This window comes from Streptococcus porcorum (assembly GCF_053203725.1).
The window spans coordinates 38,946-64,343 of sequence record NZ_JBRUDG010000001.1; the positions used below are offsets into that span (position 1 = coordinate 38,946).

Below are 25,398 nucleotides of genomic sequence, written 5' to 3' on the forward strand. Positions count from 1 at the left end.
TGTTTTAAGTTCTAACTAAAATCCCATTTCCCGTTTCTTTGAACAAGACCACTAGCTGAATCTAGTGCAGAGACATCCTCAGGTGAAATATCATCACGATTCATTAAAATAACAGGGGTATGACTGGCACTTGAGAAAGCTAACATTTGACGGTCCATATCACGTACTGTTACTTCTAGTTTTAATTTGATGTCATTGAGATGTTGTAAGTCACATTCATAGGTGACGACTTTTCGTCCTTTACCATGTGTCGGATAATCCATAGAATTATCATTGTAAATCCAAATATTTCTATCAATATCCGTTAAAGATAATGCCACAAAAGTATCGATTTCTTCCAAAACATCATAAGTAATTTCAAATTTGATTTTATCCTTTGGTGTCATACGGTTGGGCGATAATAATTTCACTTCTAGTTGATCGACTTGAATCACTTGTTCTTCAATCTGATTGACTTCCTCGACTGTATCTTCAACAACATGCTCTGTATTATCAAAGCTATATTGGTTGGCCACATCAAATGGTTCTCCATAAGCTTTTACCAGACCATCCTCAATCAAAACCGCTCTATTGCAATATTTTTTAACAGCTCCCATATCATGAGTGACTAAGATAGTTGTTTTACCACTGGTTTTACGCTCTAAAAAATAATCATTACATTTTCGCTGAAAAGCCTCATCACCAACCGCAAGTACCTCATCTAAAATTAAGATATCACCTTGCGCTTTAATCGCAACTGAAAACGCCAGACGCACCTGCATTCCACTAGAATAATTTTTTAGCTTCTGGTTCATGAACTCTCCAAGCTCAGCAAACTCAACAATTTCATCATACATATCGTCAATTTCTTTTGTTGTAAAGCCAAGCATGGCGCCATTCATATAGACATTCTCACGCCCTGTCAATTCAGGGTTAAATCCCACTCCTAATTCGATAAAAGATACTAATTTCCCATCTACAGTAACAGTCCCTTTTTCAGGCACGTAAATCTGAGAAATAATTTTTAAAAGGGTTGACTTTCCTGAACCATTTCGTCCAACAATCCCAAAAAAATCACCTTTATTCACTTCAAAATTGATATCTTTTAGCACGTGGTACTCTTTATAGCCTTTTATACCTCTAAAACGATTAACCAAGGCTGTTCGTAAGCTATAGGTACTTTCAGTCGGTAATTTAAAGTACTTACTAACATGATCGACCTTTACTGCAATATTATTTTTCATCATTAAATAATCTCCGCAAATCTCTTAGATTGGTCACTAAAAACTTTGTATCCAATAGCAAAAATCACAAATGGTAAAAGATAAGGAATCGCAATGTACCACACATGATGTGACATTTGCCAAATGGTTACATTGGCCTTATCAATCAAAATGTAGCGTAAATCTTGAATAATTTGTGCTAAAGGATTTAACATCATCACCTTGGCTGCCATTAAATTTTGATTGGATACAAAAGTGATCGGGTAGATAATAGGTGTTGCATACATCCCTGCTTGCATGATAACCTCCCAAACAGGTGCTAAATCACGGTAACGCACAAATAAGGTCGATAGCAACAAGGCAATTCCTAAGGCCAAAACGAATAATTCAATAAACAATAATGGTGCAAAAATAGCAGTCCAAGAAAGACTCACACCATTTAAAATAGCAAACAGAAGAACAACTAATAGGTTAATCCCCAAATTAATCAAGGCTCCCGATACAGCTGATAAAACAATGATGTGTTTTGAAAAACTTAACTTACGTAAGAGGTCCCCTCGTGTTACGATAGAAACCATTCCCATAGAGGTTGCTTCTGAAAAAAAGGACCAGATAACATTAGCCAATAAGAGCGCTACTGGAAAATGAGGAACATCTCCACCTAACCGTAGAAAATGAATAAAGACGACATACATAATCGCAAACATCATCAAGGGCTTCAATATTGACCATAAATAACCAATAGCACTGCCTTGATAACGTAATTTAAAATCTGTTTTAATCAATTCTTTTAAAAGAGTTCTATTTTTTTGACTAAAAAAGTTCATTTAATTACTCCTATATCCAAATTTAGTCACAATCAATGTGGTAAAAACAAGCGTATGAAACCAACGATTTTTAGCTAAGCGATATTTTTTTAAATGCTTCATACGAGTTAACGTATTTTCTTTCATGATACCAATAAACGCCTCTACCATTTCACGATCTTTCTTTGATAAATCTAAAGACAACAATTGTTGAGCTTGTTTTTGACTAGAAGAAATTAACCACCAATATTTATCCACCAATTGATGTGGTTTTAGCCAAGTTCTAATCCGTTTAGACCAAGTTCTAGCTCCTAAAACATTATTTTCATGTTGTCGATAAAGCTCAGTTGGGGAATCTAAATAAAGTAACTTCCCTAAGGCAGATGCTAGCAACGCTAAATACCAATCATGCATTAAAATCCCTTCATAGACTTGCCATTGTTGTGCTAAGGCATGATTAATCAGGCTTGTTCCACCTGTCACTGTATTTTCAGTCAACTCTTGTCGCAACTCTGTATTGGCGTGATGGGACTGACTTTTAATCATACTATCATGGATGACATTAAGTTCCTGATCCACAACTCGTAAATCCGTATAAATCATTAGTGGTAGATCTTTTCTTTCATTCTGAGCAGCCTCTAAACACAGTTGTAATTTATTGGGGAGCCAAATGTCATCTTGATCACTAAAAAAGTAAAAATCCGCCACTTCATGCTTTACCAAGGTATAAAAACTCTTAATCACTCCCATATTTTCCATACTATTTGGATTGATGAGACGAATCCGTTGATCACTTTCTTCAAATCTTTGGATAATGGCTCTTGTTTGATCTGTTGAGCCATCATCTCTTATTAAAAGTTCCCAATCTTGAAAGGTTTGATTCTGAATACTTGCAATCTGTTCTTCTAAGTATTTCTCACCATTGTAGGTGGCCATTAAGATATTAACTTTCATTTAAAAATAAATCCTCATACTCTCCCACAATTTTTTCCCAAGTATAGTCTTCACTCATATGAGCCTTTGCCTCTTCTGACAAGCGTTGGCGCTTATCATCATCAACTTCTGTATCAATTAAAGCAGTCAAACTAGCGATTTCTTTAGACCAATACAAAGCTGTATTTTCAGCAACCTTTCGGTTAAAATTGACATCTAACACCAGATTAAGCTCCGTATGGGCTAAAGCTTCTAATAAGCCTGGATTGGTGCCTCCAACTTCATGACCATGAATATAAGCAAAAGCCTGTTCTCTGATGTAGGTCAATAATGCTTTATCATAAACAGTTCCGACAAATTTGATGCGGTTATCATTTTCAAAACCTGTCAAAGATTTTAGTTGTTCAAAATAGGCATTTCCTTGATGATTACAGATAACCATTAAATCTTTCTGAGTCTTTGAAGCCATAAAAGCTTCAATCGCTAAAGCGTAATTATTTTCTGGTACAAATCGTCCAACAATTAGAAAATACTCTTTTTCCTTACTAGCCCACTGATCAAAAAAACTACGAACTTTCTCCGACTGGCTAGTCAGAGGTGATGGGGTCATATCTGTACCATAAGCAATAAAACGTGTCTTAACCCATGGATAAGATTGTTTAAGATAGTCATCAATTCCCATGTTATCCGAAATCATCAGATCAGCATGCTTTGTCATCACTTTTTCTGAATATTTCAGATAAATTTGAATAGGTTTGATCCACTTAGAACGTTTCCACTCCAAACCATCAGGATTAACAAATAATCGCCCCCCAACTGCTTTAATCCTCTTAGCTAAAGGAGCGATAAAAGCTCCTACCGTATTTCCTAAAATATAAACAATCGGATTTTTCAGGTGATTTTTTTTGATTAAGCTAATAGCATATGAAATCGCCATTATGTCATAGGCAATGACACGTGCAGGGCCTAGCTTTGGGGGATTGATGGTAAAGCAATCTGCCCCCTTATAATCAAAATGATGATGGTGGGATGAGTCACTTAAGCAAGCCACATGATAACGAATCGCCTTATTTTGTTGATGACGAATCAGTTCTTCTACAAAAGTTTCAAAGCCACCATATTGAGCTGGTAACCCTCGACTTCCAATGATAAAAACATCTTGCATGATCTTGCTCCTTTAAAACTGCACTTATATTCTATTATAGCATAATTATAGAGTCTTTGCTTAAAATCAAAAAGGTTGAAGCCTGACCTTCAACCTTAATCATTTTATTTTTTTTCTTGTTGATAAAATTCCTTGAGTGCATCTTGCCAAGTCGGAATAACAAATCCCGTTTCCTTAGCTTTTTTGAGACTCATTGTTGAATTTAGTGGGCGTTTTGCTTTAGCTGGGAATTGGCTAGAGTCAACTGGAGCGACCTCTACATCTGTATCTTTTAGAATTTCCTTTGCAAAATCATACCAAGTGGTATCTTCTGTTGCATCGTTTGACAGGTGATAATAACCAAATTCTTTTTGATTTTCTGCCAAGTAGGTCATAAATTCAGCCAAGGTACGTGTCCAAGTTGGGCGACCGTGCTGATCATTAACGACTGTTAAACGCGGATGCTTTTCTGCCAAAGCTTGCATGGTAAAAACAAAGTTTTTTCCGTAATTACCAAATACCCAAGCTGTACGAATAGTATAAAATTTAGGAGCATATGTTTCCACAGCAATCTCCCCCAGACGTTTGGTACGACCATACTCTGTTTGTGGATCTGGAGTATCATCAACTTCCCACTCTTGTCCTACTGGTTTTTCGCCATCAAAAACATAATCTGTTGAAATATAAACAAGAGTTGCATCATATTTGGCACAAGCCTTGGCAACATTTTCAGAACCCGTAACATTGATAGCGTAATTTAGTTCTTTTCCTTCATCTTCTGCAGCATCTACCGCTGTATAAGCAGCACAGTGGTAAACCAAAGTCGGCTTGACTTGCGCAAAGACCTCATCGACTTTTTCTGCATCTGTGATATCCATTTCAGCGACATCGACTGCAACATATTCTTCATTTCGTTCATCAAGTAAATGACGTAGTTCTGTCCCAAGCTGGCCATTAGCACCTGTTACTAAAATCATAATTTTCTCCTCACAATAAGTTAGTTCTATTTTACACTAAAAGTGGATTTATTTCATCCTTTTTCTTTAATAATATAGACGGGTCTTTTTTTCACTTCTAAGAAAATTTTTGCAATATATTTTCCAATAATACCTAATGATAACAACTGCAGGCCTCCAATAAATAGAATAATAGAAACAAGGCTAGCCCATCCTGTTACGCTACCACCTATGGTTAGTTTACGAATCACCACAAACAAAATTCCCAAAATAGATAGGAAAAAGAAGCCTAGTCCTGACCACATAGCAAGGTTAAGTGGCGCTTCTGAGAAATTGATAAATCCATCAATAGAATAACGCAAAAGACTCCAAAAATTCCATGAGGTCTCTCCTGCAACCCGCTCTCGATTTTTATAACTAATATAGGTAACATCGTATCCTACCCAAGCAAAAAGTCCCTTAGAAAAACGATTGACCTCACCCAATTCTAAAATGCTATCAACGACCTGCCGAGTCATCAATCGAAAATCACGCGCACCATCGACCATCTCAGTATCAGACACCGCGTTAATCAATCGATAAAATGCCTTAGCAAAAAACGAGCGGATAGGAGGCTCTCCTGTTCGATCTCCACGACGAGTCCCAACGACATCATAACCTTCTTTAATTTTGGCATACATCTCAACCAATAATTCTGGAGGATCTTGCAAATCAACATCCATAACGGTAACATAGTCGCCATCTGCTGCTTCTAAACCTGCTAAAAGGCCTGCTTCTTTCCCAAAATTACGAGAGAATGACAAATAATGCACATTAACATTTTCTTCGCTAACTTGACGTAAGACAGGCAAGGTGTTATCGGTTGATCCATCATTTACAAAAATATAGTCAAATATTAGCTGATCTCTTAAAATTTCCTCTACCTTTTGCGTTTCAGCTAAAAATGAACGGATCGTAGATTCTTCATTATAACAAGGTACTACTATACTTAATTTTTCCATCTCTCTTTTATCTCTCTTCCATCTTTCAATAGCTACTCCATTGTACCATTCTTGTAAATCTTTTTCAAAAATCATATAATAAGGCTATGACAAAAAAATATCAAACGAGGCTAGGTGTTAGTCTCATCATTGTTTTATTTAGTATTTTACTTTGTTTACCTCAAATCATCACCCAAAAAGCCATCTTAGGATCGGATGTGCTTTTCCACTATAATCGTTTCTACGAGACAGCTATGCAGATAAAAACTGGACAGTGGCACTACTTCATCTCTCTATTTAGTTTTGAACAGTCAGGGCGTATCATCAATGCTCTTTATGGTCCAATTTTTGCTTACTTTCAAGGTCTCTTGGTCTTGATTTCAAAAAATTGGCTAACCTATCAAATTCTTTCTCGGATTTTAATCGGGAGTATCGCAGGACATTCATTATACCTCCTGTTAAGAAAGATAGGAGTTCGCTTACAGTATGCCCTTCCTATCTCACTATTTTATCTCACTACCTTTTCAATCCAATACTGGACCATACGTCAAGGATTTAGTAGTTGGGGAGCAGCTTTTTATCCCTTATGTTTAATACCTGCTTTTGACTTTATCCAAACAGGAAAGATTAAAAGACGACAATTAGGCATGAGTGTAGCCTTGATGTTCCAAGTCCATGTCCTAACGTCCACTTTCTTGGTCTTATCCTATCTCCCTTTTTATTTCTACGGCTTTATCAAATCAAATGAGAAATTAAAGATTCTAAAAGATGGGATCATGGCAATTGCCATGTTTACCCTCTTAACCATAAATATCTGGTTGCCTCTGCTACAACTCTCTAGTCAAAACGAGTTGAAACAACCATTTGTTAATCAGCGACTCGCAGAATATACTATCAGTCAATTAAGCTCTAAACTCTTATTTGACCCTCTGCCATTGATAGCCCTTTTAGGCATTACTCTTTTAGCTGGAGTAGTTTATTTTAGAAAATCTTCCCCAGAACTTAAGATGACCTATCTTAATCTTCTGATCTTTTTATTTTTAGCTAGCAGTCTATTTCCTTGGGAGAGTCTTGTAACTGCTAAGATTACTATTGTTGAAATTATCCAATTTCCATTTCGATTCTTTATCCCAGCCACTATTTTTCTATTGATTTGCCTAGCGATGTTGGTTGAAAAAAGCCAACTATCAAAATCATTTTATTCTGTCATTTTGATGATTGCATTATTAATGGGAGTCGGACAGGTCATTTACACCACGCAAGAAAATTTTGCGAAACAATTTGATACCAATCAACCTGTTCAACGACGGAAACATATGACCTATGAAGGAGATGCTGACGCTATTAGGCAAGCTATTTTCGACCCTGATAAGAGTAAATTCTTAAATCTGGTCCACAAATCTACACCTGACTACCTCCCTATTTACAGAAAGTCATCTAGCAATAAATATGATTTATACGAAGAGCTGGTTATTTTACCAAGGAAAAACTTTAAAACTTCTGTTCAAAATAGTCAACTCATTCTAGAGTGGACATCGGATACAGATACAAAAATCAATCTCCCTATTATTTTATACCACCATTCTACTCTAACAGTAAACGGTCAGGTCATCACTAGCAAAGATAGGCAATTAACAACCATCGGCACCCCTTATATTAACCAGAAAAAAGGGAAAAATGTCGCTATTTTAGCCTACAAAACTCCAATGAGTTTTATGATTGGTTTAGGAATAACGTTACTGACTTGGTTAGGATGCATCATTAGCTTTTTTAAGAGGAAATTAAACAAAAATAAACCAGTTTAATAGCAAAAATGAGTTTGGATTTTCCCAAACTCATTTTTTATTTTTAGCATCTTATCGAAACATTCTTTCTAATCTCGTTTTGATAGATGCTTACGAATATCGTACTCAAATGGGTCCAGATCTGTTTTTTGATCTGTTGCAAGCTGAACCATTTGTTTTGCAATCAAAGGACCAATGGTTAGTCCTGAAGATCCCAGACCACTTGCTGCATAGACTCCTTGTAAACCAGGAACCTCTCCAAAGAAAGGTGAGAAGTCTCTAGTATAGGCTCTAATCCCAACACGTGATGTGCGTGAAATGGCTTCGTCTAATTTTGGAAAATAAGGTTTAGCACGTTCTTCTTGTCGGTCTAATATCTCCTCATCAACACTTAAATCATACCCCATATCATTCTCGTGGCTTGCTCCCACAGACAGTTTACCATGTTTAAAGGGAATAATATCAATCTCACCATAAGGCATCACTACTGGATATCGACCTGTTTCTAAGTTTTCAAATAGGTAATCATTAATCTGTCCTTTTTGTGGACGTACCCAAACATCATACCCATGATCTTCTAATAAGCTTGGCAACCAAGCTCCAACTGCTAAAATAATACGATCAAAAATGCGCCCCTGAATATCATATTGTCCTGATTCTAAGACTGTAAAAGAAACCTTCTCACCTTCAACAACTTCCACACCACTTGCTTTCAGAAGAGTCTTGGTTAATTTACTCCCCTCTACACGCGCTGCTCCAGAAGCATATAACACTTTCTCAAAACCATCTAAATCAGGGAATCGCTCCAGTGTCTCTTCACGACTTAAAATTTTTAAATCACCGATTAAAGGGGACTCTTCTTTTCTCGCTTTAGCAATAGCATAAAGTTCATCTAGCCAATCCAAGCGTGATTTAATCATAATGACACCAGATTGATCATAAAAATCAACCTCTTGTCCATCTGCTTGTAAATCTTGAACTAATTGAGGATAAAAATCTGCACCGAGACGTGCCATTTTGTACCAAGCTTTATTACGACGACGTGAAAACCAAGGACTAATAATCCCTGCTGCTGCCTTAGTAGCCTGCCCAACACCGTGATCAAAAACGGTGACTTGACACTCTTCTTTTGAAAGGTAATAGGCTGCTGTAGAGCCTACAATTCCTGCTCCAATAACTGCTATACGTTTCATTTTTCTCTCCTTACAAATGATAAAAAGGATTAGTTAGGGCTTGACTTTCTAAAATTGTCAAATTCCAACACTCCTCTTCTTTCCAGAATTTAAATTTTTCTGCCAATTTTGACACAAAAAGTACCTCAATATGATGGCCAGGATCAATAGCTAAGAGACCATTTGTCAAGATTTCTTGCCCTGTGTGATAGTAAATATCTCCTGTAATATAGACGTCAGCTCCCTTTGATAGAGCATCTTTATAAAACCCTTGACCACTGCCACCACAGATGGCTACTCGTTTAATCATAGGATTAGAAGACCGATAGCTAACTAAGCGAACAGCATCCAGCTGAAAGACTTCTTTCACTTTTTTCGCCAAATCTTCAAAAGTCATGGGCGCCACCTCGCCAATCCGACCAATCCCGTAACCATCCTTAGTAGGACTTAAAACTTCTGTTTGTTTAATCTCTAATAGATCACAGAACCAATCATTTAACCCATCTGGTACAATATCGATATTGGTATGGCTAACATAAACCGTAATGTCATGCTTCACCAAATTTAACAAGATATCTGTTTGAGGCGTTGCACTTAAGTCTTTCAAAGGACGAAAGATAGGAGCATGTTTAACAATGAGGAGATCAACATTTTTCTCAATAGCCTCTTGAACTGTTGTTTCACGTACATCAAGCGCCAACATGAGAGTCTTGACCTCTTTATCCAATCTACCAATTTGAATACCAGAAATGTCACCTTCCATTGATAATTCTTTGGGGCAAAAACTTTCATATTTTGCAATAATCTCACTAGCTAACATCGAGAACTCCTTGTATCATTTCTATTTTTTGAAGAAGGACTGATCGATCTTGTTGACGATTTTCAGGGATGCATTTCAAAGCGTCGTTTAACTTATCTAATTCCCCTCTCCATTTCTCTACAAAGACCTCTGATCCTTCTTTTCTTAAATACGGTCCAAAACGAAAGTCTTTCTCAGACAAAGTCATATGACCTTTTTCAACAACTAAAACTTCGTAATATTTACCATTTTCACGCAATAGGGTTTCTGTAATAATCTTCAATTGATTAGCTTGTAGCCATCTTCTGAGATCATCTTCTCGATTATTAGGCTGGAGAATCAAGCGATCAATATTCTCAAGCTTTTCTTTTCCTGACTCAAGAATATCAGCAATTAAACGTCCTCCCATACCAGCAATGGTAATCACTGTTACCTTATCTTTCTTTCCAAATGCTGCTAAACCATTGGCAAGTCGAACTTGAATCCGATCAGCCAAACCCGATTCTGCAACATTGGAAAGTGCTGAGGTGTAAGGTCCCTTTACAACCTCACCCGCAATTGCTTCTGTGATCTGCCCTAGGTTAATTAAATGAATAGGAAGGTAAGCATGGTCACTTCCAACATCTAATAACTTGGCTCCTCTTGGAACAAAACTGGCAACCATTTCTAAACGTTTTGAAAGGGGTTTGATTTCTAAATTATTTTTTTCCATAGGTATCCTTATAATATTTGCAGTAAGTTTGTACTGGGCAAGCCTCACATTTTGGATTTTTGGCCAAACAATGATAACGCCCAAAGAAAATCAGACGATGATGTGTCACAATCCAATCTTTTTTAGGAATTTTTTTCATCAAATCGGCTTCAATTTCTTCAACAGAAGCATCTGGTTTTGAAATATTGAGACGCTTTGAAATCCTTGATACATGCGTATCTACTGCGATAGCTGGGATCTTATAAATCTCTGCCAAAACGACATTTGCGGTCTTTCTTCCAACACCAGGCAAACTTTCTAATTCCTTATGCGTTTTAGGGACCTGCCCATCAAACTGCTCTAAAATGATTTGAGCTGTTTTTTTTATATTTTTAGCCTTATTTTTGTAAAGCCCAATATTTCTAATCGTATCTTCTACTTCCGATAAGTCTGCATAAGCCAAATCAGCGATGGCTGGAAACTTGGTCCATAATTTAGGGGTGACCTTATTCACAGACTTATCCGTTGCTTGTGCAGACAAAATCACTGCGACCAGCAATTGAAAAGGGGTTTGATACTCTAACTCTCCTTTTGCATCTGGAAACATTTCCGCAATAATAGCTAGTACCTTTTTTAAACGTTCACGACCCAACATCTAATTACTCCATAAGTCCATAGCATTTAAGAAATCATCGGATACCTGAACATTTCTAGGATTGGCTTTATCCCGTTCTAGGCGGCGCTCCTCAACTTGACGAAGTGTTAAAATACCCTCTTGGCGCCAATTTCTTAAAATAGCATTGATATATTTAAAATTCAACTTACCATTAAAAACAGCCTCTCTTAAAGCCTCACGGACCAAATCAGCGGACATTTCTTCATCAATCACTGTTTTTCGCAAATCTTCTAACTCAAAGCTACTCAGCATACGACCAAACTCACTGGCAAAATCGTCTGCTAAAGCCTTGAACTCCTCTAAAGATTGTGATTTAGATGATAACAGTTTTTGACTTCCTCCTGATGAAGAATCCAAAAAGAACTGATCCAGACGTTCTAAAGCTGGACTAGCATCAAAGATAATCTCAATTTCTCCATCCAATTCAATGGTCTTTGTATTTAGTAACCCTTGAGCTGTCAAACGAGAAATACTCGCATTAACATCTGATACTTGTTTTCCCAATGCTTCTGCAATCTTACTCGGCAAGATATCATGATGTTGTGTGGTATTTTGTAAATAAAAAAATTGCCAAACTAAAAAATCATCTGCTTGGGGAAAAATTTCCTTAAAATGAAAAAGTAGGGCAGCTGGTAAAACCAAATTGCCCGACTGATATGCTTGTAAAAACTTCATAATTCCTCATTATAGGTAGCCATAAAAGGAAGATTCCTCTTCTAGCTCCTCTAAGCGATAAGGGGTTTCTTGATAGACCGCATAATTAATCCAATTACTAAAGAAAGTCGCTGCAGCAAGATTCCAACGCATCTTAGGCTCTTTTGTCACGTCATCATTTGGGTAGTAGTTTTTGGGCAAATCTGGAGAAATACCAGCTTGAAGATCACGCTCATACTCTTTTCCAAGAGTGGCACAATCATACTCCAAATGTCCAAAACTATAAATCTCTCGTAAATCACGACTTGCTAAAATCGAAAGCCCTGCTTCTTGACCTTGAGCTACAATCTTTAAATTTGTCCGATGTAAAATATCTTCTGGTTGAATAGTGGTGTAGCGCGAATGTGGCGCTAAAAAGCTATCATCAAAACCACGCATCAATAAACTAGTCTTATCCGTCACCTCTTGTTCATAAATTCCTGACAATTTATGAGTAAGGGGTTGTTTATCAATACCATAGCGGTAATAAATCCCAGCCTGCGCTCCCCAACAAAGATGAAGGGTAGAAAAAACATGCTTTTTAGACCAAGCAAAAACGCCTATCAACTCATCCCAATAATCCACCTCCTCAAAAGGAAGGGTTTCAACAGGAGCACCTGTGATAATCAAACCATCATAATACCTATCCTTGATTTGATCAAAGGTTTTATAAAAAGTCTTCATATGATCAGCGTGAGTAGTCTTTGATTTATGACTTGCCATATAAAGAAACGTCACATTAATCTGAAGTGGAGTATTCGCTAAAAGCCTCAAAAGTTGCGTTTCAGTAGCCTCCTTTTGTGGCATCAAGTTTAGAATCAATACCTCCATCGGTCTAATGTCTTGATGGGCAGCACGAGTATCATCCATTACGAAGATATTTTCTGAACGTAAAATATCAACTGCGGGTAGTTTTTTATCAAGTTTAATCGGCATGAAAACATCTCCACTTCCATAATATCTATCTTAATATTATAGAACATGGAGATATAGTTTTCCAATATGTATTTTTTGTAGTCAGATATAGTTATAAGCTATAACTTAATAGTGCATTAAAACTTTATAGTCGTAATCTCCAATGGCTTCACGACCTTTCAGCTCATCTAACTCAATTAAAAAGGCGCAACCTGCTACAATACCACCAAGTTCTTCAATCATCTCGATAGTAGCCTTTACTGTACCGCCAGTTGCTAAAAGATCATCAACAATAAGAACACGTTGACCTGGTTTAATAGCATCTGCATGCATCGTCAAAGTATCTACACCATACTCTTTTTCATAGTCTGCAGAAATCACTTCGCGTGGTAATTTTCCTGGTTTACGAACTGGAGCAAAGCCGATCCCTAGCTCAAAAGCAACTGGACAACCTACAATAAAGCCACGCGCTTCTGGTCCAACAATCATATCAATCTCTTTATCTGTTGCATACTGAACAATTTCGCGGACAGCGTAGCTATAGGCATTTCCGTCGGCCATCAAAGGTGAAATATCACGAAATTCAATGCCTTCTTGGGGATAGTCTTTAATTGTAGCGATATAGTTTTTTAAATCCATAATACTGATACGAGGTAACCTAGTTGATAGACTAGACACCTGTTCATTTCCTTTCTTGTTTTCGATAAGTAATCGAATAAAATCATTACTCTTTATTATAGCATATTTTTGAAAAAAACTTACGCTTATGGGTCTATTTTGTCAGGTAGTCATAAATTTCCTTGGGAGTTCCCAAGGCCATCAGCTCTTGAAACTTCACTAATCGTTTGAGGTCTTGGTAAATCTGGCTCTCTGAGATTTCTCGTCTTTGCGCTGCTTTGTTCACCGTCATCACTCCATCTGTGATAACAACAAAGTCTAATTCTTCAAAAATTTGAATCATCTTCACCAGTAAAATATCAGGTATATTTAAATAATGAGCCAACTCTTTCAGTTTATAGCGAACATCAAACTCAGGATATTGATAAATAGTTTTATAAAGGCTAGCAAACTGCTCCCTTGTGCCAAATCCTGTTAAGTAATAATTATTTTTGATTTGATTTTTAAAATAAACCGCCTCAAATTCTCTCTCTTTAAATAATCGTCGCAAATCCTCGTCGCTATCTGGAATGTCTAAAACTACAACGCTAGGGCTGGTTGTCTCTTGGGTTAAGATAGGGACACCATCTGGAAGAGGGGCTGATTTTTTTCTGATATCAAACAACTGAATCCCATCAACTCTGACATCAACCAGCATAAGTTGTAAATTTCGCTCACCGTTCCAATGGTTAACAGATAAAGTGACAGCTAATTCCAAATCTTGTGCTTGAGCAAATTCATCCTTGAGGTGACCTTGTGAAAAGGCAAGGACATCACATTCCACTCCATCTTGCTTAATTCTAAACTTAAGGTGACTATTGTCTTTTCCCATCGAACGTGTCTGTAAGACCGTAAAATCCCTTACCAGAAAGACTGGTTTTTTATGGTCCATTCCAAAGGGAGCCAACTGCTCAAGACTAGCCACCGTATCAAGACTAACCTCCCCCAAGTTTAGAGAGGCATCAATATTTAAACTATTTTTACTTACCTGATCTAGACCATTTTGGTAAATATAATCTGATAAAACCATTTTAAGCTGAGGAAGATGCTCTATCGGAAGTGTCATTCCTGCTGCACCAGCATGCCCACCAAAAGCATCAAATAGCTCTTCTTTATGGTCTTTTAAAGCATCAAAAATATTGATACTAGAAACACTACGAGCAGATCCTTTTGCTGTTTCTCCTTCACAATTTAAAACAACAATAGGCTGACTTAAACTTTCAAGTAAACGTCCCGCCACAATCCCTAAAACGCCAGGATGCCAACCTTCTTTAGCCAACACTTGAACAGGTGAAGTGGGATCTACCATGCTCAAGGCTTCTTCATAGATAGATTGCACCAAATCCTTACGCTCTTCATTTTTTTCTTGAATCATCAGAGCAATGGATTGAGCTTCTTCATCATCAAAACCTGTTAAAAGCTCTATAGCAGGATTAGGATCGTCTAGCCGTCCCAATGCATTTAAAAGTGGCGCAATTTTAAATCCTACCGTATCTTCGTCAATATTATCGGTATCAATATCTGATACACGCATCAACTCTTGAAGACCTATCCGCTCTGTATGGGCTAAGATTTTCAGGCCATAGCGTACAAGGATACGGTTTTCATCTGTTAAGCTAACCATATCAGCAATGGTCCCAATAGCCACCAAATCTAAAGATTCCATGGGTGGTGCTTCTAGAAGTGCTGTAGCAACTTTAAAAGCTACCCCACAGCCTGCTAGATGTTTAAAGGGATAATCAACAGCCTGATGTTCTGGGTGTACAATCGCAAAAGCTTCTGGTAAAACCTCTGGCATACTGTGATGGTCAGTCACAATGACATCAACTCCAACTGATTGAGCATAAGCAATCGCCTCTTGCCCTGCCACCCCATTATCCACTGTGATAATCAGTGAAATTCCATGCTGCTCAATAAAATACTGATAGACACTTTGATTGGGACCATACCCATCCGTAAAACGATTAGGCAGATAGACCTCAACATCAGCTCCCAAACTTTCTAAGGCCTCTTTCATGATTGAACTTGCTGTCATCCCATCTGCATCATAATCGCCATAAACTAAAATTCTTTCAGCGTTTTCGATTGCTAAACGGATACGAGAAACAGTCTTTTCCATATCATGTAATAGATAAGGATCATAAAGCTCAGACAAATCTGCATGTAAAAACTGCTCCAACTCTTCTTTGGTCTCTATCCCTCGTTCAAACAAAAGTTGAGCAGCTAAGGGGCTAAGCCCCTCTTTTTGAGATAGGTTTAAAAAGGCATCACTAGGTGCCTTTTCTTCTATTTTCCAGTCGTATTTTGCTGAAATCATTTATAATTAAAAACCTTTCTGGCTAAAAAATCAGATAGGCGAGGAAATAAGGTATAAACCTTATGTGTCACCTGTAAGACATAGGGAAGATTGATCTCCCGCTTATTTTTTCCAAATGCTTTCACCGTCTTACTCGCTACTACCTCTGGCGTCAGTACAAAACGTTCAACAGATTTTAGGTATTCACCTGATGGATCAGCTTGATCAAAAAATGCCGTTTTAATGGGACCTGGATTGACCGTTGTAACATAGACGTGAGAATCAGCAAGTTCTAGACGTAAGGCATTGGAAAATCCAATAACCGCAAATTTGCTAGCAGAATATACTGAAGACTTATTTGAAGCAATTAAACCAGCCATACTGGCAATATTGATGATCTGCCCTGATTTTTCCTGCTTCATCCGCTCACCAACAAGGCGTGAGAAGGTCATTGTCGCAAAGGTATTCACCTCAAACATGGCTTTAATATCTTGATCTGAAAAATCATCAAAAGCTTTAAACTCACCAAAGCCAGCATTATTGACCCAAATATCAATTTTCCCATATTGCTGATAAAGCTCCGAAACCAAGTTCTCCATAGCAGTCGTATCTGATAAGTCAATACGATGACAAGTCACATTAGGCATATGACCATACTTTTCAATTAAACGTTCTTTACTGCGTCCTAACAAAATCAAGCCATCATCAGGTAATTTTTTAATGATAGCTTCTGCCAGGCCACCGCTTGCACCAGTTATAACGATAGTTCTCATAATTTGATCTCTTCCAAGTCTTTCACAACGTGTGAATTTTCAAAAATCTTTTGCGCATCCTTAGCTAATTGTGTAATATCACGTCCTAAAAATCGTGCACTCACATGATTGAGGAGTAATTGTTTAGCCGATGCCGCCTTAGCCACTTGTGCTGCTTGGATGTTGGTAGAGTGACCATGGCGTGCCGCCATCTTCTCATCGCCTTTACCATAAGTGGACTCGTGCACTAAGACATCAGCTCCTAAACCAAGACGCACACTAGCATCCGTCTTTCTTGTGTCCCCTAAAATAGTCACGACTTTGCCTTTTTTAGGTTCAGATATATAATCTTTTGCCACAATTTTTGTACCATCCTCCAAAATCACGTCCTCTCCATTTTTGACTTTACCAAAAAGAGGACCAAATGGGACACCTGCAGCTTTTAAGGCTTCTGCATCCAAGGTTCCTTCTAAATCCTTTTGCATCACACGATAGCCTACACAAAAAATAGAATGATCTAACTCTTCTGCATACACGACAAACTTATCGGTTTCCATGATTTTGCCTAAGGAATTTTTATCAAATTCATAAAAGTTGATATGATAAGGCAATCGTGTTCCTGTGACACGCAAGCTCGTCATCACAAAAGACTTTATCCCAACAGGACCGTATAAATCTAGATCCGTCTGCTCTTCGTTTGCTTGGAAAGAGCGACTAGATAAAAAACCTGGCAATCCTAAAATATGGTCTCCATGAAGATGGGTGATAAAGATTTTTTGAACCTTTCTAGGTTTAATGGTGGTTTGTAAAATTTGATGTTGCGTCCCTTCACCACAATCAAACAACCAAATTTCGTTGATTTCATCTAATAATTTAAGGGCTAGACTAGAAACATTTCGTTGTTTCGACGGCTGTCCTGCACCTGTACCTAAAAATTGAATATCCATGATCACACTCTCTACTCTTTAATATAAATAATACTCTGGTGTTGATGAAATTGATAATACCGTTGCCCCTTAAACTGCTCTGATAGACTAATGGCTTCTTCCTGATTGAAACTCGTAATTTGAAGAATGCCACCTTTTAGACGCTTGACGTGACTAAGAAGAGCAGTGGTCGGCGTTAGGTCTTCTACAACCTCTTGGTCAAAAACGATAGGGCTCATTTTCAGCTGATGTTCTTCTTGATAGACAAGATAATGCGGAAAGATTTGAGCAACTTCTAGACAAAGACTGGCTGTATGAGCTTCTTTTTTTTCTGAAAAAATAATGGCGATTTCTTGATCATTTTGATAAGCAAAACCAAAAGCTTTACCTGAAAGATTGAGGCGTACAAAAGGTTTTCGCTCTAAAAATGACGGTTTAGAGTCAAAAAACTGAAGGGCTTTTGACAATTCAAAATAATAATCTGTAGCCGCTTTAGGTCCTTGCTTTTGATAAAGCTCAGCAAAATACGCATTGATGACACTAGGAGGCGGTGTTATCATATCAAGTTTTTCTTGAGGACTAAGTGACGCTAACTTACCTTCCAAATAAACCCTATCTAAGCTTGTAAAACCACCATAGGTTATCGCTAAATTAATGTAGTCCATTATAAAATCCCTCTAATCTCCATTTATTATCTTCTGAAATATAGCCCGAAATAACCTCTACTTGATCTTGAAAATCATAATCCTCTAGTAGTGCCAAGCGATTTAACTCATAAACTTGATAAAGTTGGCTGGCATCAACCTTAATCGAAAAGGGGACAAAAAGAGTTTTTACCGTTTCTAAAATCACTCTTCTCAAATCTTCTCTAGCTGTCTTTGACTTAGCGGATAGACTAACATGTGGAAAAAGAGTTGGCGTAAATTCTTTTGCTAAGTCCATCTTGTTGTAAACAGTTAGCCTTGGAATATCCCCCATCTCCAAATCCTCTAAAATCTTTAAAACAGTTTCCTCATGCTCCTCATGATTAGGATCACTAGCATCTATAACATGTAACAAAAGATCGACATGGCGACTTTCTTCTAAAGTTGACTTAAAAGCCGCCACTAGCTCTGTTGGCAAATCTTGAATAAATCCTACTGTGTCTGTTAAAGTCGCTTCAAACTTATCTTTTAAATAGAGTTGCTTCGTTGTGGCATCCAGTGTTGCAAAGAGCTCATCGGCTTCATATTGACTCTTTTCTGTCAATACATTCATTATCGTTGATTTTCCAGCATTGGTATAACCAATCAAACCAATCTTAAAGGCTGTTGATGACACACGCTTTTCACGGATGGTCTGTCGATTTTGAGCCACTTGCTTGAGTTGACGCTCAATATCTGTGATTTGGTGACGGATAGATCTACGATTTAACTCTAACTGGCTCTCTCCTGGGCCACGACTTCCGATGCCTCCAGCTTGACGACTAAGCATAACACCTTGTCCAGTTAGTCGTGGCAACATATACTTGAGTTGAGCAAGATGAACCTGTAATTTCCCCTCGTGGCTTCTAGCACGCATGGCAAAAATATCCAAAATCAGCTGCATACGATCAATAACTTTAATCCCAAATACTTCTTCTAAATTAGCATTTTGGCGTGGGGTTAAACGATTATTGACAATCACCGTATCAATCTCATCAGCTTCTATGATGGGCTTAATTTCATCAATTTTTCCAGAACCAATAAAAGATTTACTATCATAGCGGTCACGGTTTTGGGTGTAGGTAGCAACAACAACTGCACCCGCTGTTTCTGCCAAACTTTTTAACTCCTCCATAGACATGGCAAAGTTCTGACTATCTTGCAAGGCAACTCCAATGAGAAGTACCCTTTCTTGTTTTTGAGCTGTTTCAATCATGATGTGACCTGCCATTTCTTCTTGATGATTTCTGCATTTTAACCTTATTATTGTATCATAAATAGACCAAAAAAGCGGAGCGAAAATCCTTTCTCTCCCCTTTATTTTTCTAAAAATTGCCTAACATCCTGTTTGATGTTTTCTGTCGTATTCTTTGCTGAAATATCATAAAAAGAGACAGCCATACGATTTCTAAACCAAGTTAATTGACGCTTAGCAAAGCGACGCGTATTTTGCTTCAACTTCTCCACTGCCTGATCCAGCTCTTCTTGACCAGAGAAATAAGGAAATAGCTCCTTATAGCCGATACCTCGTGTAGCCTGAACATCTGGATAATGGTCATAAAGCCACTTAGCCTCCTCAAGAAGCCCCATCTCAAGCATGGCATCGACACGATGATTAATTCGATCATACAATTTTTGACGGTCGTCATTTAAACCGATGATAAATGCGTCAAAATTGGGAGCTTCATTGTTAAGGTCTTTACCAAAGTGCGCAAGCTCCAAAGCTCTTATCGCACGACGGCGATTCGGCTCTTTTAGCACCACTCCTTGCTCTGCTATCTTTTCAAATAAACGCTCATCTGACAGGGTATCAAGCTCTTTTCGATAGGCTAAAATCTCTTCTTGATTGACTTGACCACCCAAATGGTAACCTTCAAGCAAACTCTGAAGATAAAGCCCTGTCCCTCCCACAATAATTGGGAGCTTTCCTCGTCGAGTAATGTCCTTAATAGCCTCTTTTGCCTCCGTCACAAAATCAAAGGCGGAATATGTCTCACCTACTTCTCTCACATCAATCAGATGATGAGGTGCTAACGCCTGCTCTTTTTGACTTGCCTTGGCTGTTCCAATATCTAAATGTTTATAAACTTGTTGACTATCACCACTGATAATCTCTCCATTAAACATTTGTGCCAACTCAATTCCCAGTGCTGTCTTACCTACGGCTGTTGGTCCTACAACAGCTAAAATTTTTGTTTTCATCCGCTTTTTCCTTGAAATTTCCTAGGTTTTTTAAGATAATAAGACTATTATAACATATAAAGGAGAACCCACTATGGCTAAAAAATATGCATTCGCTAGAGGTCTTGTCACAGGTGTTGTTGGCTCTGCAGCTGCAGTTGCTGGCGCTGTCTTTGCTATCAAGAAAAAAGTTATTGAACCTGAAGAGAAAAAAATAGCATTTATCGAAGAAAACCGTAAAAAAGCAGCACGCAAACGTGTGACACGCTAAAAAAATATCTAGGAGCTAGCTCCTAGATATTTTTTTATCCTCACCAAGTAAATCCTTCCCAATCAATGCATCCAAAATGATTAACTATCTTAGCTTCATTGACACAATTTATCCAACAGTCGATAAAGGCTCTAGCTACCTTTTTGCTAGATAATCTTTACAAGCTCACCTCACCTTTTTTAATAAGAAGTATCATAAAAAAGAGATGGGGCAAAAAGTCCCACCTCATGTATTAGCTACTGATACTAGAAAATCGTTATATCGTTAACCTCTAGACTAAGGCTGGCAACTCTTCGCCAATCGCAGCTAGGCGTGCAACAACTTCTTCTTGGCTAAGGTTATGTTCTGTCACATAACGGTTTTTAGGATGAACACGACATTCATGCGAACAGCCTCGGAGATACTTGTGTTCGTTTTCTTCTGACATCAAGGTTTGGCGATTACAGTAGGGGTTACCGCAGTTGACATAACGCTCACATGGTGTCCCATCAAACCAATCTCTTCCGACAACAACTGGATCAACATGATTGACATCAACGGCAATACGCTCATCAAAGACATACATCTTACCATCCCAAAGCTCACCTTGAACTTCTGGATCCTTACCATAAGTTGCGATACCACCGTGCAATTGACCAACGTCTTTATAGCCTTCACGAACCATCCAGCCTGAGAATTTCTCACAACGAACACCACCTGTACAGTAAACCACCACGCGCTTATCCATAAACTTCTCTTTATTGTCGCGGACCCATTGAGGCAACTCACGGAAGTTACGGATATCTGGGCGAATAGCACCACGGAAGTGTCCCAGATCATACTCGTAATCATTACGCGTATCTAAAACCACTGTATCTTCATCCAAAAGTGCTTCTTTAAACTCTTTTGGTGATAGATAAGCTCCTGTTGTTTCTAGTGGATTAATGTCACTATCAAAATCGTCATCCTCTAAGCCAAGATGGACAATTTCCTTTTTATAACGAACAAACATTTTCTTAAAGGCTTGTTCATTTTCTTCATCAATCTTGAACCAAAGGTCAGCAAAACGCTCATCGCTGTGCACCCAGTCCATATATTTTTGTGTTGTTTCATAATCACCTGAAACTGTACCGTTGATTCCCTCGTCTGCAATCAAGATACGGCCTTTAAGCCCGATAGATTTACAAAAAGCCAAATGCTCAGCAGCATATTCTTTAGCATTTTCAATGGGAACATATTTATAATAGAGTAATACTCGAATATCTGACATCGTGTCTCCTTAATCTTTGCAATAGATTTTAGTATTGGAATTTTTCCAACATTAAGAATTATACGCTGTCAGACTCTTTTTTTCAAAAATCTGAACCGAGAATTCTTAACAAGCAAAAAGCAGAAAAATCTATCGTTCTTTCTGCTCATTATAAGGTTTTGCGTTTTTGGGCAGTTTTACTAATCACAACCTCAATGCGATCATCTAAGGCTAACAGAGTATCCATAATTTTTTTATCACGAATGCGGTTGTCAAATTCCACGTGGTATTCCAAGATTAAGTTATTACCTTTCTTCTGTGATTTCAAAGAAATCAATTCACCAGATTTATAATAATCTGCGAAGCTTTTTTCCAAAAGCATATCATAATTAAAACCACGAGGAATGGTAATTTGAAGCATCCGTTTGGTACGACTAACCTTGGTAAAACTAGAGTTTTCAAAAATGAAAAGAGCTAGAGATAAAAAGAGGGTAAATAAAATAGCCAGTACCAAATAGCCCATACCAGTTGCTAAGCCAATAGCTGTGGCAGTAAAAATTAAAAGCAACTCTTTTGAGCTGGCTGCGGCAGATCGAAAGCGAATAAGACTAAAAGTTCCAGCCACTGCTACCCCTGCACCAAGATTACCATTAACAAGAAAAATAATCATGGCAATCAAGGTAGGCAACAAGGAAAGTGTCATGACAAATTCTTTCGTGTAAAAGGTTTTGTACTTGTAAACACTTGCTAACAGAACCCCTAAACAAAGGCTGACCAGAAGGCTGATCAAAAGCGCAACTGGATTAAGACTAGTAGTGGTGGTGTTAGAAAAAACACTATTAAATAAGGTTTCTTGCAAGGTAAACCTCCTCTTTACTTAAATTTTTCGAGAGACGATAAGCGGTACCGTATTTAGAAAAGGACTGTTGAATGATATTATATTTAGCAAGAATATTTGCTAACCAATCTGGTTGCTCACCAGGTACTTTAATTTCCATGATGACTTTAGTAGGATCTAAAAGATCTTGACCATACTTACCAGCAGTTGCAGATACGTTTTCATCACGATAAAGGAGATTTTGATCAATCGTCACGCGCACTTTTTTGTCGGCAATCCCTTTATAAGACTTACGATCATAGTAGATATACATCATCGGCTTGATGTTGCCATAGCGTTTGCGCAATTGTGTCAACTCTGCATTGACCTTGTCATCAACAATAGAGTGATCCAGCCCATCAACCAAGGCCTGATCGGTAATACCTTTTGTCACAAAACGCTCTGCTGAAATAGGATTAGTGGTTAAGCGATATTTAAAACCAACGCCATCTTCTTTTTTCTTGACTTCTAAAAAGGCTTCACTTTTAGCATTGGGTTTAGCATCATAAAGACGCATACGCACTTTTTCACGGCTATTTTTCTTAGCAATCGAATCTTGAATCATGTCAAAATCTTTATTGTCAAAATAAACGTTAGTAATCGTTGATTCGGCAAATTCGTCTGCTTTAAGGTGGGCTTTTAATTCTTCTTCTAGCTGTGGCAAAATAGCCTTATCAATAATATATTTTGTTTCGATACGTTTAAATTGGGTTTGAATAATTTGAGTTGACATGGTGTGCTATTCCTTTCATGTGTAAACTTTTGATAGAAATAGATTACCTAAACTAGCTTTAGTCAAACTGAAAGAAAAGTTAAACAAACCTTAAAAAGATTGGTTTCCCAATCTTTTATTGTCTGTGAATTGTAAATCCTGTCGCTTGTTGGTTTGCCATGATAGTAATGTCTGAGATTTGAATACGTCTTGGTTGGTTAGCGATAAAACACACAATCTCTGCAATATCCTCAGGTTTAAGAGCCTCAATCCCTTGATAAAAACGATCCGCTTTTTGCTTATCACCATGAAAACGCACTTGACTAAAGTCAGTTTGAACAATTCCAGGCTGGACTGTGGTCACCTTAACATCTGAGTCAATGGTATCAATACGAATCCCATCGCTTAATACCTTAACCGCTGCTTTTGTTGCGCTATAAACCGCTGCGCCAGCATAAGCATAAATCCCTGCTGTCGAGCCAATATTGATGATATGCCCTCGGTTGTTTTCAATCATTTGAGGCAGCAACTGGCGTGTCATATAAATCAAGCCCTTAATGTTTGTATCTAACATAGTGACCATGTCACTTAATTCATACTCTTGAAACTTATCAAGCCCTAGTGCTAGACCGGCATTGTTAATCAAAATATCAACATTTTCTAGCTCTTCTGTGACAGCCTTAACTTGCTCAAAGTCAGTCACATCCAACTGGTAAATAGGAGCCTCAATCTCAAACTGGCGCTTAAGATCACTTTGAATCTCTTTTAATTTTTCTAGGCGCCGACCCGTTAAGATTGGTAAATCTCCATTTTCTGCAAAAGCATAGGCCATGGCTTTTCCAATTCCGCTACTAGCACCCGTAATCAATACACTTCGTCTCATTATTTTCTCCTTTTAGATTATTATACCACTTTTGAAACCACTTTCTTTCTTCAAAGGTCAAAGCGTGATAAAATAAATTGAGTGAAAAACAAAGGAGACCACTATGACCTATGAACTTAGCTTAGAATACGGCAGCTATCCTGTCAAAGAAATTGATGCTTTTTTAAATCATCGTACAGAAGTGCCCGATTTTCTAAAAAATGATAGCGAGCTACTTAAAAAACTAGACCGCATGAACAATCTTTTTCATGACCTCTTTTTAACCATTGAATGTACCTTTCACTACATTGGTCATGAATACCCTGATAAAATCGCTGAGCTAAAAGTCCTTTATCAAGAAGTTGCTGAGCATTTAGAAAAAAATTATCCTGATCATGATATTGTCATTGAGCGCTTTATCCTTTAAAACTGTAAAATCCTTCAGAAGCTTCTGAAGGATTTTACTTTATAGCAGATCGTCCTCACCATAGCCAAACTCTTTTAGTAAGCTCAGCATACGATCAAACTCCAGTCTAAAATGTTCTATCTGATGACCGTCTGATCCTAACGAAAAATGGTTACAACCTATTTTTTTCAATAAACTCAAGGCATAACGGTAGAGATGCTCATGGTGATATAAGTACATGCTCTTGGCATTTAACTCAAAAGCTAAATTGTTAGACATCATTTTTTTGAAAATAGCAAGAAGCTTATCTTCGTATTGAGAAAGTTCTTCAACACTCACCTCAAAAAGCCTAAAACCATAATCAAAATGTGCCAAAACATCTGCTTCTACACGACCAATCGCATGCTCTAGATAATCAAGATACTCAGTGATAACCTCAAATTTATCTCTATCAGCGACTTCGTCATCTAGATAATCGTTAACGCCATTATGATGAACAGATAAGAGCTTTAGATCGTAATCTTTATTTTCTAAAAATCTCAAAATATCTTGCTCTCGTGGTTGATAGTAACCAATTTCAATACCTTTTTTCAGACGATGGCCATAACGTTGGTTAAGTTGTTCAATTTCTTTACTATAAGCCTCATAATCTGGAATATCGTCTTGCTGACTATAAGGATTGGACAGATCAAAATGCTCTGTCGTCACAATTTCTCCTTCATAGTTCTCTAAGTAATCCCTGAAGTCTGCCTCAGAATCATAGGAATGGTGGGTATGTAAATGATTGTCTCTCATA

Annotated in this window: 27 protein-coding genes; 3 read left to right on the forward strand and 24 right to left on the reverse strand. The window is 37.7% G+C overall.

Going from position 1 to position 25,398, the window contains the following annotated elements:
- Positions 1 to 11 precede the first annotated feature (11 nt).
- From ACVRWY_RS00190 to ACVRWY_RS00215, 6 genes are all read right to left on the reverse strand, one after another.
- Positions 12 to 1,226 carry an ABC transporter ATP-binding protein gene (locus ACVRWY_RS00190; RefSeq protein ID WP_354367022.1) on the reverse strand — a complete coding sequence of 405 codons (1,215 nt, stop codon included), beginning with the start codon at positions 1,224 to 1,226 and terminating at the stop codon, positions 12 to 14.
- Positions 1,226 to 2,029 (reverse strand): ABC transporter permease, encoded by an 804-nt coding sequence (locus ACVRWY_RS00195; RefSeq protein ID WP_354367020.1) that lies wholly within the window; start codon positions 2,027 to 2,029, stop codon positions 1,226 to 1,228. The genes ACVRWY_RS00190 and ACVRWY_RS00195 overlap by 1 nt, the downstream gene beginning before the upstream one ends.
- The gene (locus ACVRWY_RS00200) at positions 2,030 to 2,962 is read right to left on the reverse strand and encodes a glycosyltransferase family 2 protein (protein ID WP_354367018.1); all 933 of its coding nucleotides are present in this window, start codon (positions 2,960 to 2,962) and stop codon (positions 2,030 to 2,032) included. It lies immediately after the preceding gene.
- Positions 2,952 to 4,106 (reverse strand): beta 1-4 rhamnosyltransferase Cps2T, encoded by a 1,155-nt coding sequence (gene cps2T, locus ACVRWY_RS00205; protein ID WP_354367016.1) that lies wholly within the window; start codon positions 4,104 to 4,106, stop codon positions 2,952 to 2,954. Before cps2T ends, ACVRWY_RS00200 begins: the two co-directional genes overlap by 11 nt.
- Positions 4,107 to 4,210: 104 nt before the next feature.
- The gene (gene rfbD / locus ACVRWY_RS00210; protein ID WP_354367014.1) at positions 4,211 to 5,062 is read right to left on the reverse strand and encodes a dTDP-4-dehydrorhamnose reductase; all 852 of its coding nucleotides are present in this window, start codon (positions 5,060 to 5,062) and stop codon (positions 4,211 to 4,213) included.
- Between the two features lie 53 nt (positions 5,063 to 5,115).
- The gene (locus tag ACVRWY_RS00215; RefSeq protein WP_354367012.1) at positions 5,116 to 6,042 is read right to left on the reverse strand and encodes a glycosyltransferase family 2 protein; all 927 of its coding nucleotides are present in this window, start codon (positions 6,040 to 6,042) and stop codon (positions 5,116 to 5,118) included.
- Positions 6,043 to 6,128: 86 nt separating this feature from the next.
- On the opposite strand from ACVRWY_RS00215, the gene ACVRWY_RS00220 reads away from it, so the two are divergent.
- Positions 6,129 to 7,826 carry a putative glycosyltransferase family protein gene (locus ACVRWY_RS00220; RefSeq protein WP_354367010.1) on the forward strand — a complete coding sequence of 566 codons (1,698 nt, stop codon included), beginning with the start codon at positions 6,129 to 6,131 and terminating at the stop codon, positions 7,824 to 7,826.
- A 68-nt stretch (positions 7,827 to 7,894) separates the two neighbouring features.
- On the opposite strand, the gene ACVRWY_RS00225 is transcribed toward ACVRWY_RS00220, so the two are convergent.
- From ACVRWY_RS00225 to miaA, 13 genes are all read right to left on the reverse strand, one after another.
- The gene (locus ACVRWY_RS00225) at positions 7,895 to 8,998 is read right to left on the reverse strand and encodes an NAD(P)/FAD-dependent oxidoreductase (RefSeq protein ID WP_354367008.1); all 1,104 of its coding nucleotides are present in this window, start codon (positions 8,996 to 8,998) and stop codon (positions 7,895 to 7,897) included.
- Positions 8,999 to 9,008: 10 nt separating this feature from the next.
- Positions 9,009 to 9,797 (reverse strand): Nif3-like dinuclear metal center hexameric protein, encoded by a 789-nt coding sequence (locus ACVRWY_RS00230; protein ID WP_354367006.1) that lies wholly within the window; start codon positions 9,795 to 9,797, stop codon positions 9,009 to 9,011.
- On the reverse strand, positions 9,787 to 10,488 hold the full coding sequence (locus ACVRWY_RS00235) for a tRNA (adenine(22)-N(1))-methyltransferase (protein ID WP_354367004.1): 702 nt from the start codon (positions 10,486 to 10,488) through the stop codon (positions 9,787 to 9,789). The genes ACVRWY_RS00230 and ACVRWY_RS00235 overlap by 11 nt, the downstream gene beginning before the upstream one ends.
- Entirely contained in the window at positions 10,475 to 11,122 is a 648-nt protein-coding gene (nth, locus tag ACVRWY_RS00240) for an endonuclease III (protein WP_354367002.1), read from the reverse strand. The genes ACVRWY_RS00235 and nth overlap by 14 nt, the downstream gene beginning before the upstream one ends.
- Positions 11,123 to 11,818, reverse strand: a complete 696-nt coding sequence (locus ACVRWY_RS00245; protein WP_354367000.1) for a DnaD domain-containing protein — start codon at positions 11,816 to 11,818, stop codon at positions 11,123 to 11,125.
- A 9-nt stretch (positions 11,819 to 11,827) separates the two neighbouring features.
- Positions 11,828 to 12,772, reverse strand: coding sequence for a homoserine O-acetyltransferase MetA (gene metA / locus ACVRWY_RS00250; RefSeq protein ID WP_354366998.1), 945 nt, complete (start codon positions 12,770 to 12,772; stop codon positions 11,828 to 11,830).
- A 105-nt stretch (positions 12,773 to 12,877) separates the two neighbouring features.
- Positions 12,878 to 13,390, reverse strand: a complete 513-nt coding sequence (locus tag ACVRWY_RS00255; RefSeq protein WP_354367076.1) for an adenine phosphoribosyltransferase — start codon at positions 13,388 to 13,390, stop codon at positions 12,878 to 12,880.
- 133 nt (positions 13,391 to 13,523) lie between these two features.
- Complete coding sequence (gene recJ / locus ACVRWY_RS00260; RefSeq protein ID WP_354366996.1) at positions 13,524 to 15,725, reverse strand: single-stranded-DNA-specific exonuclease RecJ; 2,202 nt, start codon at positions 15,723 to 15,725, stop codon at positions 13,524 to 13,526.
- Complete coding sequence (locus tag ACVRWY_RS00265; RefSeq protein WP_354366994.1) at positions 15,722 to 16,477, reverse strand: SDR family NAD(P)-dependent oxidoreductase; 756 nt, start codon at positions 16,475 to 16,477, stop codon at positions 15,722 to 15,724. Before ACVRWY_RS00265 ends, recJ begins: the two co-directional genes overlap by 4 nt.
- The gene (gene rnz, locus ACVRWY_RS00270; protein ID WP_354366992.1) at positions 16,474 to 17,403 is read right to left on the reverse strand and encodes a ribonuclease Z; all 930 of its coding nucleotides are present in this window, start codon (positions 17,401 to 17,403) and stop codon (positions 16,474 to 16,476) included. The genes ACVRWY_RS00265 and rnz overlap by 4 nt, the downstream gene beginning before the upstream one ends.
- An 11-nt stretch (positions 17,404 to 17,414) precedes the next feature.
- Positions 17,415 to 18,047, reverse strand: a complete 633-nt coding sequence (locus tag ACVRWY_RS00275) for a cystathionine beta-lyase (RefSeq protein ID WP_354366990.1) — start codon at positions 18,045 to 18,047, stop codon at positions 17,415 to 17,417.
- A complete protein-coding gene (hflX, locus tag ACVRWY_RS00280) occupies positions 18,034 to 19,281 on the reverse strand; it encodes a GTPase HflX (RefSeq protein ID WP_354367074.1) in 1,248 nt (415 codons plus the stop codon). The genes ACVRWY_RS00275 and hflX overlap by 14 nt, the downstream gene beginning before the upstream one ends.
- Before the next feature lie 101 nt (positions 19,282 to 19,382).
- Positions 19,383 to 20,267, reverse strand: coding sequence for a tRNA (adenosine(37)-N6)-dimethylallyltransferase MiaA (gene miaA, locus ACVRWY_RS00285; RefSeq protein WP_354366988.1), 885 nt, complete (start codon positions 20,265 to 20,267; stop codon positions 19,383 to 19,385).
- Between the two features lie 73 nt (positions 20,268 to 20,340).
- Between miaA and ACVRWY_RS00290 the strand changes: the two genes are divergently transcribed.
- On the forward strand, positions 20,341 to 20,517 hold the full coding sequence (locus ACVRWY_RS00290; protein WP_354366986.1) for a DUF3042 family protein: 177 nt from the start codon (positions 20,341 to 20,343) through the stop codon (positions 20,515 to 20,517).
- 271 nt (positions 20,518 to 20,788) lie between these two features.
- Here ACVRWY_RS00290 and trhO read toward each other — a convergent pair whose 3' ends face one another.
- The 4 genes from trhO to ACVRWY_RS00310 form a co-directional block, all read right to left on the reverse strand.
- On the reverse strand, positions 20,789 to 21,766 hold the full coding sequence (trhO, locus tag ACVRWY_RS00295; protein WP_354366984.1) for an oxygen-dependent tRNA uridine(34) hydroxylase TrhO: 978 nt from the start codon (positions 21,764 to 21,766) through the stop codon (positions 20,789 to 20,791).
- Positions 21,767 to 21,914: 148 nt separating this feature from the next.
- Entirely contained in the window at positions 21,915 to 22,604 is a 690-nt protein-coding gene (locus tag ACVRWY_RS00300) for a DUF4956 domain-containing protein (protein WP_354366982.1), read from the reverse strand.
- Entirely contained in the window at positions 22,585 to 23,355 is a 771-nt protein-coding gene (locus tag ACVRWY_RS00305; RefSeq protein WP_354366980.1) for a polyphosphate polymerase domain-containing protein, read from the reverse strand. Before ACVRWY_RS00305 ends, ACVRWY_RS00300 begins: the two co-directional genes overlap by 20 nt.
- A gap of 115 nt (positions 23,356 to 23,470) precedes the next feature.
- Positions 23,471 to 24,217: an SDR family NAD(P)-dependent oxidoreductase gene (locus ACVRWY_RS00310; protein ID WP_354366978.1), complete on the reverse strand. Its 747-nt coding sequence runs from the start codon at positions 24,215 to 24,217 to the stop codon at positions 23,471 to 23,473.
- Positions 24,218 to 24,320: 103 nt separating this feature from the next.
- Here ACVRWY_RS00310 and ACVRWY_RS00315 point away from each other — a divergent pair, with 103 nt between their 5' ends.
- Complete coding sequence (locus tag ACVRWY_RS00315) at positions 24,321 to 24,623, forward strand: hypothetical protein (RefSeq protein WP_354366976.1); 303 nt, start codon at positions 24,321 to 24,323, stop codon at positions 24,621 to 24,623.
- A gap of 39 nt (positions 24,624 to 24,662) precedes the next feature.
- On the opposite strand, the gene ACVRWY_RS00320 is transcribed toward ACVRWY_RS00315, so the two are convergent.
- Positions 24,663 to 25,397, reverse strand: a complete 735-nt coding sequence (locus tag ACVRWY_RS00320) for a PHP domain-containing protein (RefSeq protein WP_354366974.1) — start codon at positions 25,395 to 25,397, stop codon at positions 24,663 to 24,665.
- Position 25,398 lies beyond the last annotated feature (1 nt).

Bases quoted from the DNA above. Each gene is read 5' to 3' on its own strand.
- ACVRWY_RS00195 (WP_354367020.1), bottom strand. From the start codon at position 2,029: ATGAACTTTTTTAGTCAAAAAAATAGAACTCTTTTAAAAGAATTGATT.
- ACVRWY_RS00310 (WP_354366978.1), bottom strand. From the start codon at position 24,217: ATGAGACGAAGTGTATTGATTACGGGTGCTAGTAGCGGAATTGGAAAA.
- ACVRWY_RS00275 (WP_354366990.1), bottom strand. From the start codon at position 18,047: ATGGACTACATTAATTTAGCGATAACCTATGGTGGTTTTACAAGCTTA.
- ACVRWY_RS00235 (WP_354367004.1), bottom strand. From the start codon at position 10,488: ATGGAAAAAAATAATTTAGAAATCAAACCCCTTTCAAAACGTTTAGAA.
- ACVRWY_RS00265 (WP_354366994.1), bottom strand. From the start codon at position 16,477: ATGAGAACTATCGTTATAACTGGTGCAAGCGGTGGCCTGGCAGAAGCT.
- ACVRWY_RS00200 (WP_354367018.1), bottom strand. From the start codon at position 2,962: ATGAAAGTTAATATCTTAATGGCCACCTACAATGGTGAGAAATACTTA.
- ACVRWY_RS00315 (WP_354366976.1), top strand. From the start codon at position 24,321: ATGACCTATGAACTTAGCTTAGAATACGGCAGCTATCCTGTCAAAGAA.
- ACVRWY_RS00305 (WP_354366980.1), bottom strand. From the start codon at position 23,355: ATGTCAACTCAAATTATTCAAACCCAATTTAAACGTATCGAAACAAAA.
- ACVRWY_RS00320 (WP_354366974.1), bottom strand. From the start codon at position 25,397: ATGAGAGACAATCATTTACATACCCACCATTCCTATGATTCTGAGGCA.
- ACVRWY_RS00190 (WP_354367022.1), bottom strand. From the start codon at position 1,226: ATGATGAAAAATAATATTGCAGTAAAGGTCGATCATGTTAGTAAGTAC.
- nth (WP_354367002.1), bottom strand. From the start codon at position 11,122: ATGTTGGGTCGTGAACGTTTAAAAAAGGTACTAGCTATTATTGCGGAA.
- ACVRWY_RS00255 (WP_354367076.1), bottom strand. From the start codon at position 13,390: ATGGATTTAAAAAACTATATCGCTACAATTAAAGACTATCCCCAAGAA.
- ACVRWY_RS00215 (WP_354367012.1), bottom strand. From the start codon at position 6,042: ATGGAAAAATTAAGTATAGTAGTACCTTGTTATAATGAAGAATCTACG.
- rnz (WP_354366992.1), bottom strand. From the start codon at position 17,403: ATGGATATTCAATTTTTAGGTACAGGTGCAGGACAGCCGTCGAAACAA.
- metA (WP_354366998.1), bottom strand. From the start codon at position 12,772: ATGCCGATTAAACTTGATAAAAAACTACCCGCAGTTGATATTTTACGT.
- cps2T (WP_354367016.1), bottom strand. From the start codon at position 4,106: ATGCAAGATGTTTTTATCATTGGAAGTCGAGGGTTACCAGCTCAATAT.
- recJ (WP_354366996.1), bottom strand. From the start codon at position 15,725: ATGATTTCAGCAAAATACGACTGGAAAATAGAAGAAAAGGCACCTAGT.
- trhO (WP_354366984.1), bottom strand. From the start codon at position 21,766: ATGTCAGATATTCGAGTATTACTCTATTATAAATATGTTCCCATTGAA.
- rfbD (WP_354367014.1), bottom strand. From the start codon at position 5,062: ATGATTTTAGTAACAGGTGCTAATGGCCAGCTTGGGACAGAACTACGT.
- ACVRWY_RS00230 (WP_354367006.1), bottom strand. From the start codon at position 9,797: ATGTTAGCTAGTGAGATTATTGCAAAATATGAAAGTTTTTGCCCCAAA.
- ACVRWY_RS00220 (WP_354367010.1), top strand. From the start codon at position 6,129: ATGACAAAAAAATATCAAACGAGGCTAGGTGTTAGTCTCATCATTGTT.
- hflX (WP_354367074.1), bottom strand. From the start codon at position 19,281: ATGATTGAAACAGCTCAAAAACAAGAAAGGGTACTTCTCATTGGAGTT.
- ACVRWY_RS00290 (WP_354366986.1), top strand. From the start codon at position 20,341: ATGGCTAAAAAATATGCATTCGCTAGAGGTCTTGTCACAGGTGTTGTT.
- ACVRWY_RS00225 (WP_354367008.1), bottom strand. From the start codon at position 8,998: ATGAAACGTATAGCAGTTATTGGAGCAGGAATTGTAGGCTCTACAGCA.
- ACVRWY_RS00245 (WP_354367000.1), bottom strand. From the start codon at position 11,818: ATGAAGTTTTTACAAGCATATCAGTCGGGCAATTTGGTTTTACCAGCT.
- miaA (WP_354366988.1), bottom strand. From the start codon at position 20,267: ATGAAAACAAAAATTTTAGCTGTTGTAGGACCAACAGCCGTAGGTAAG.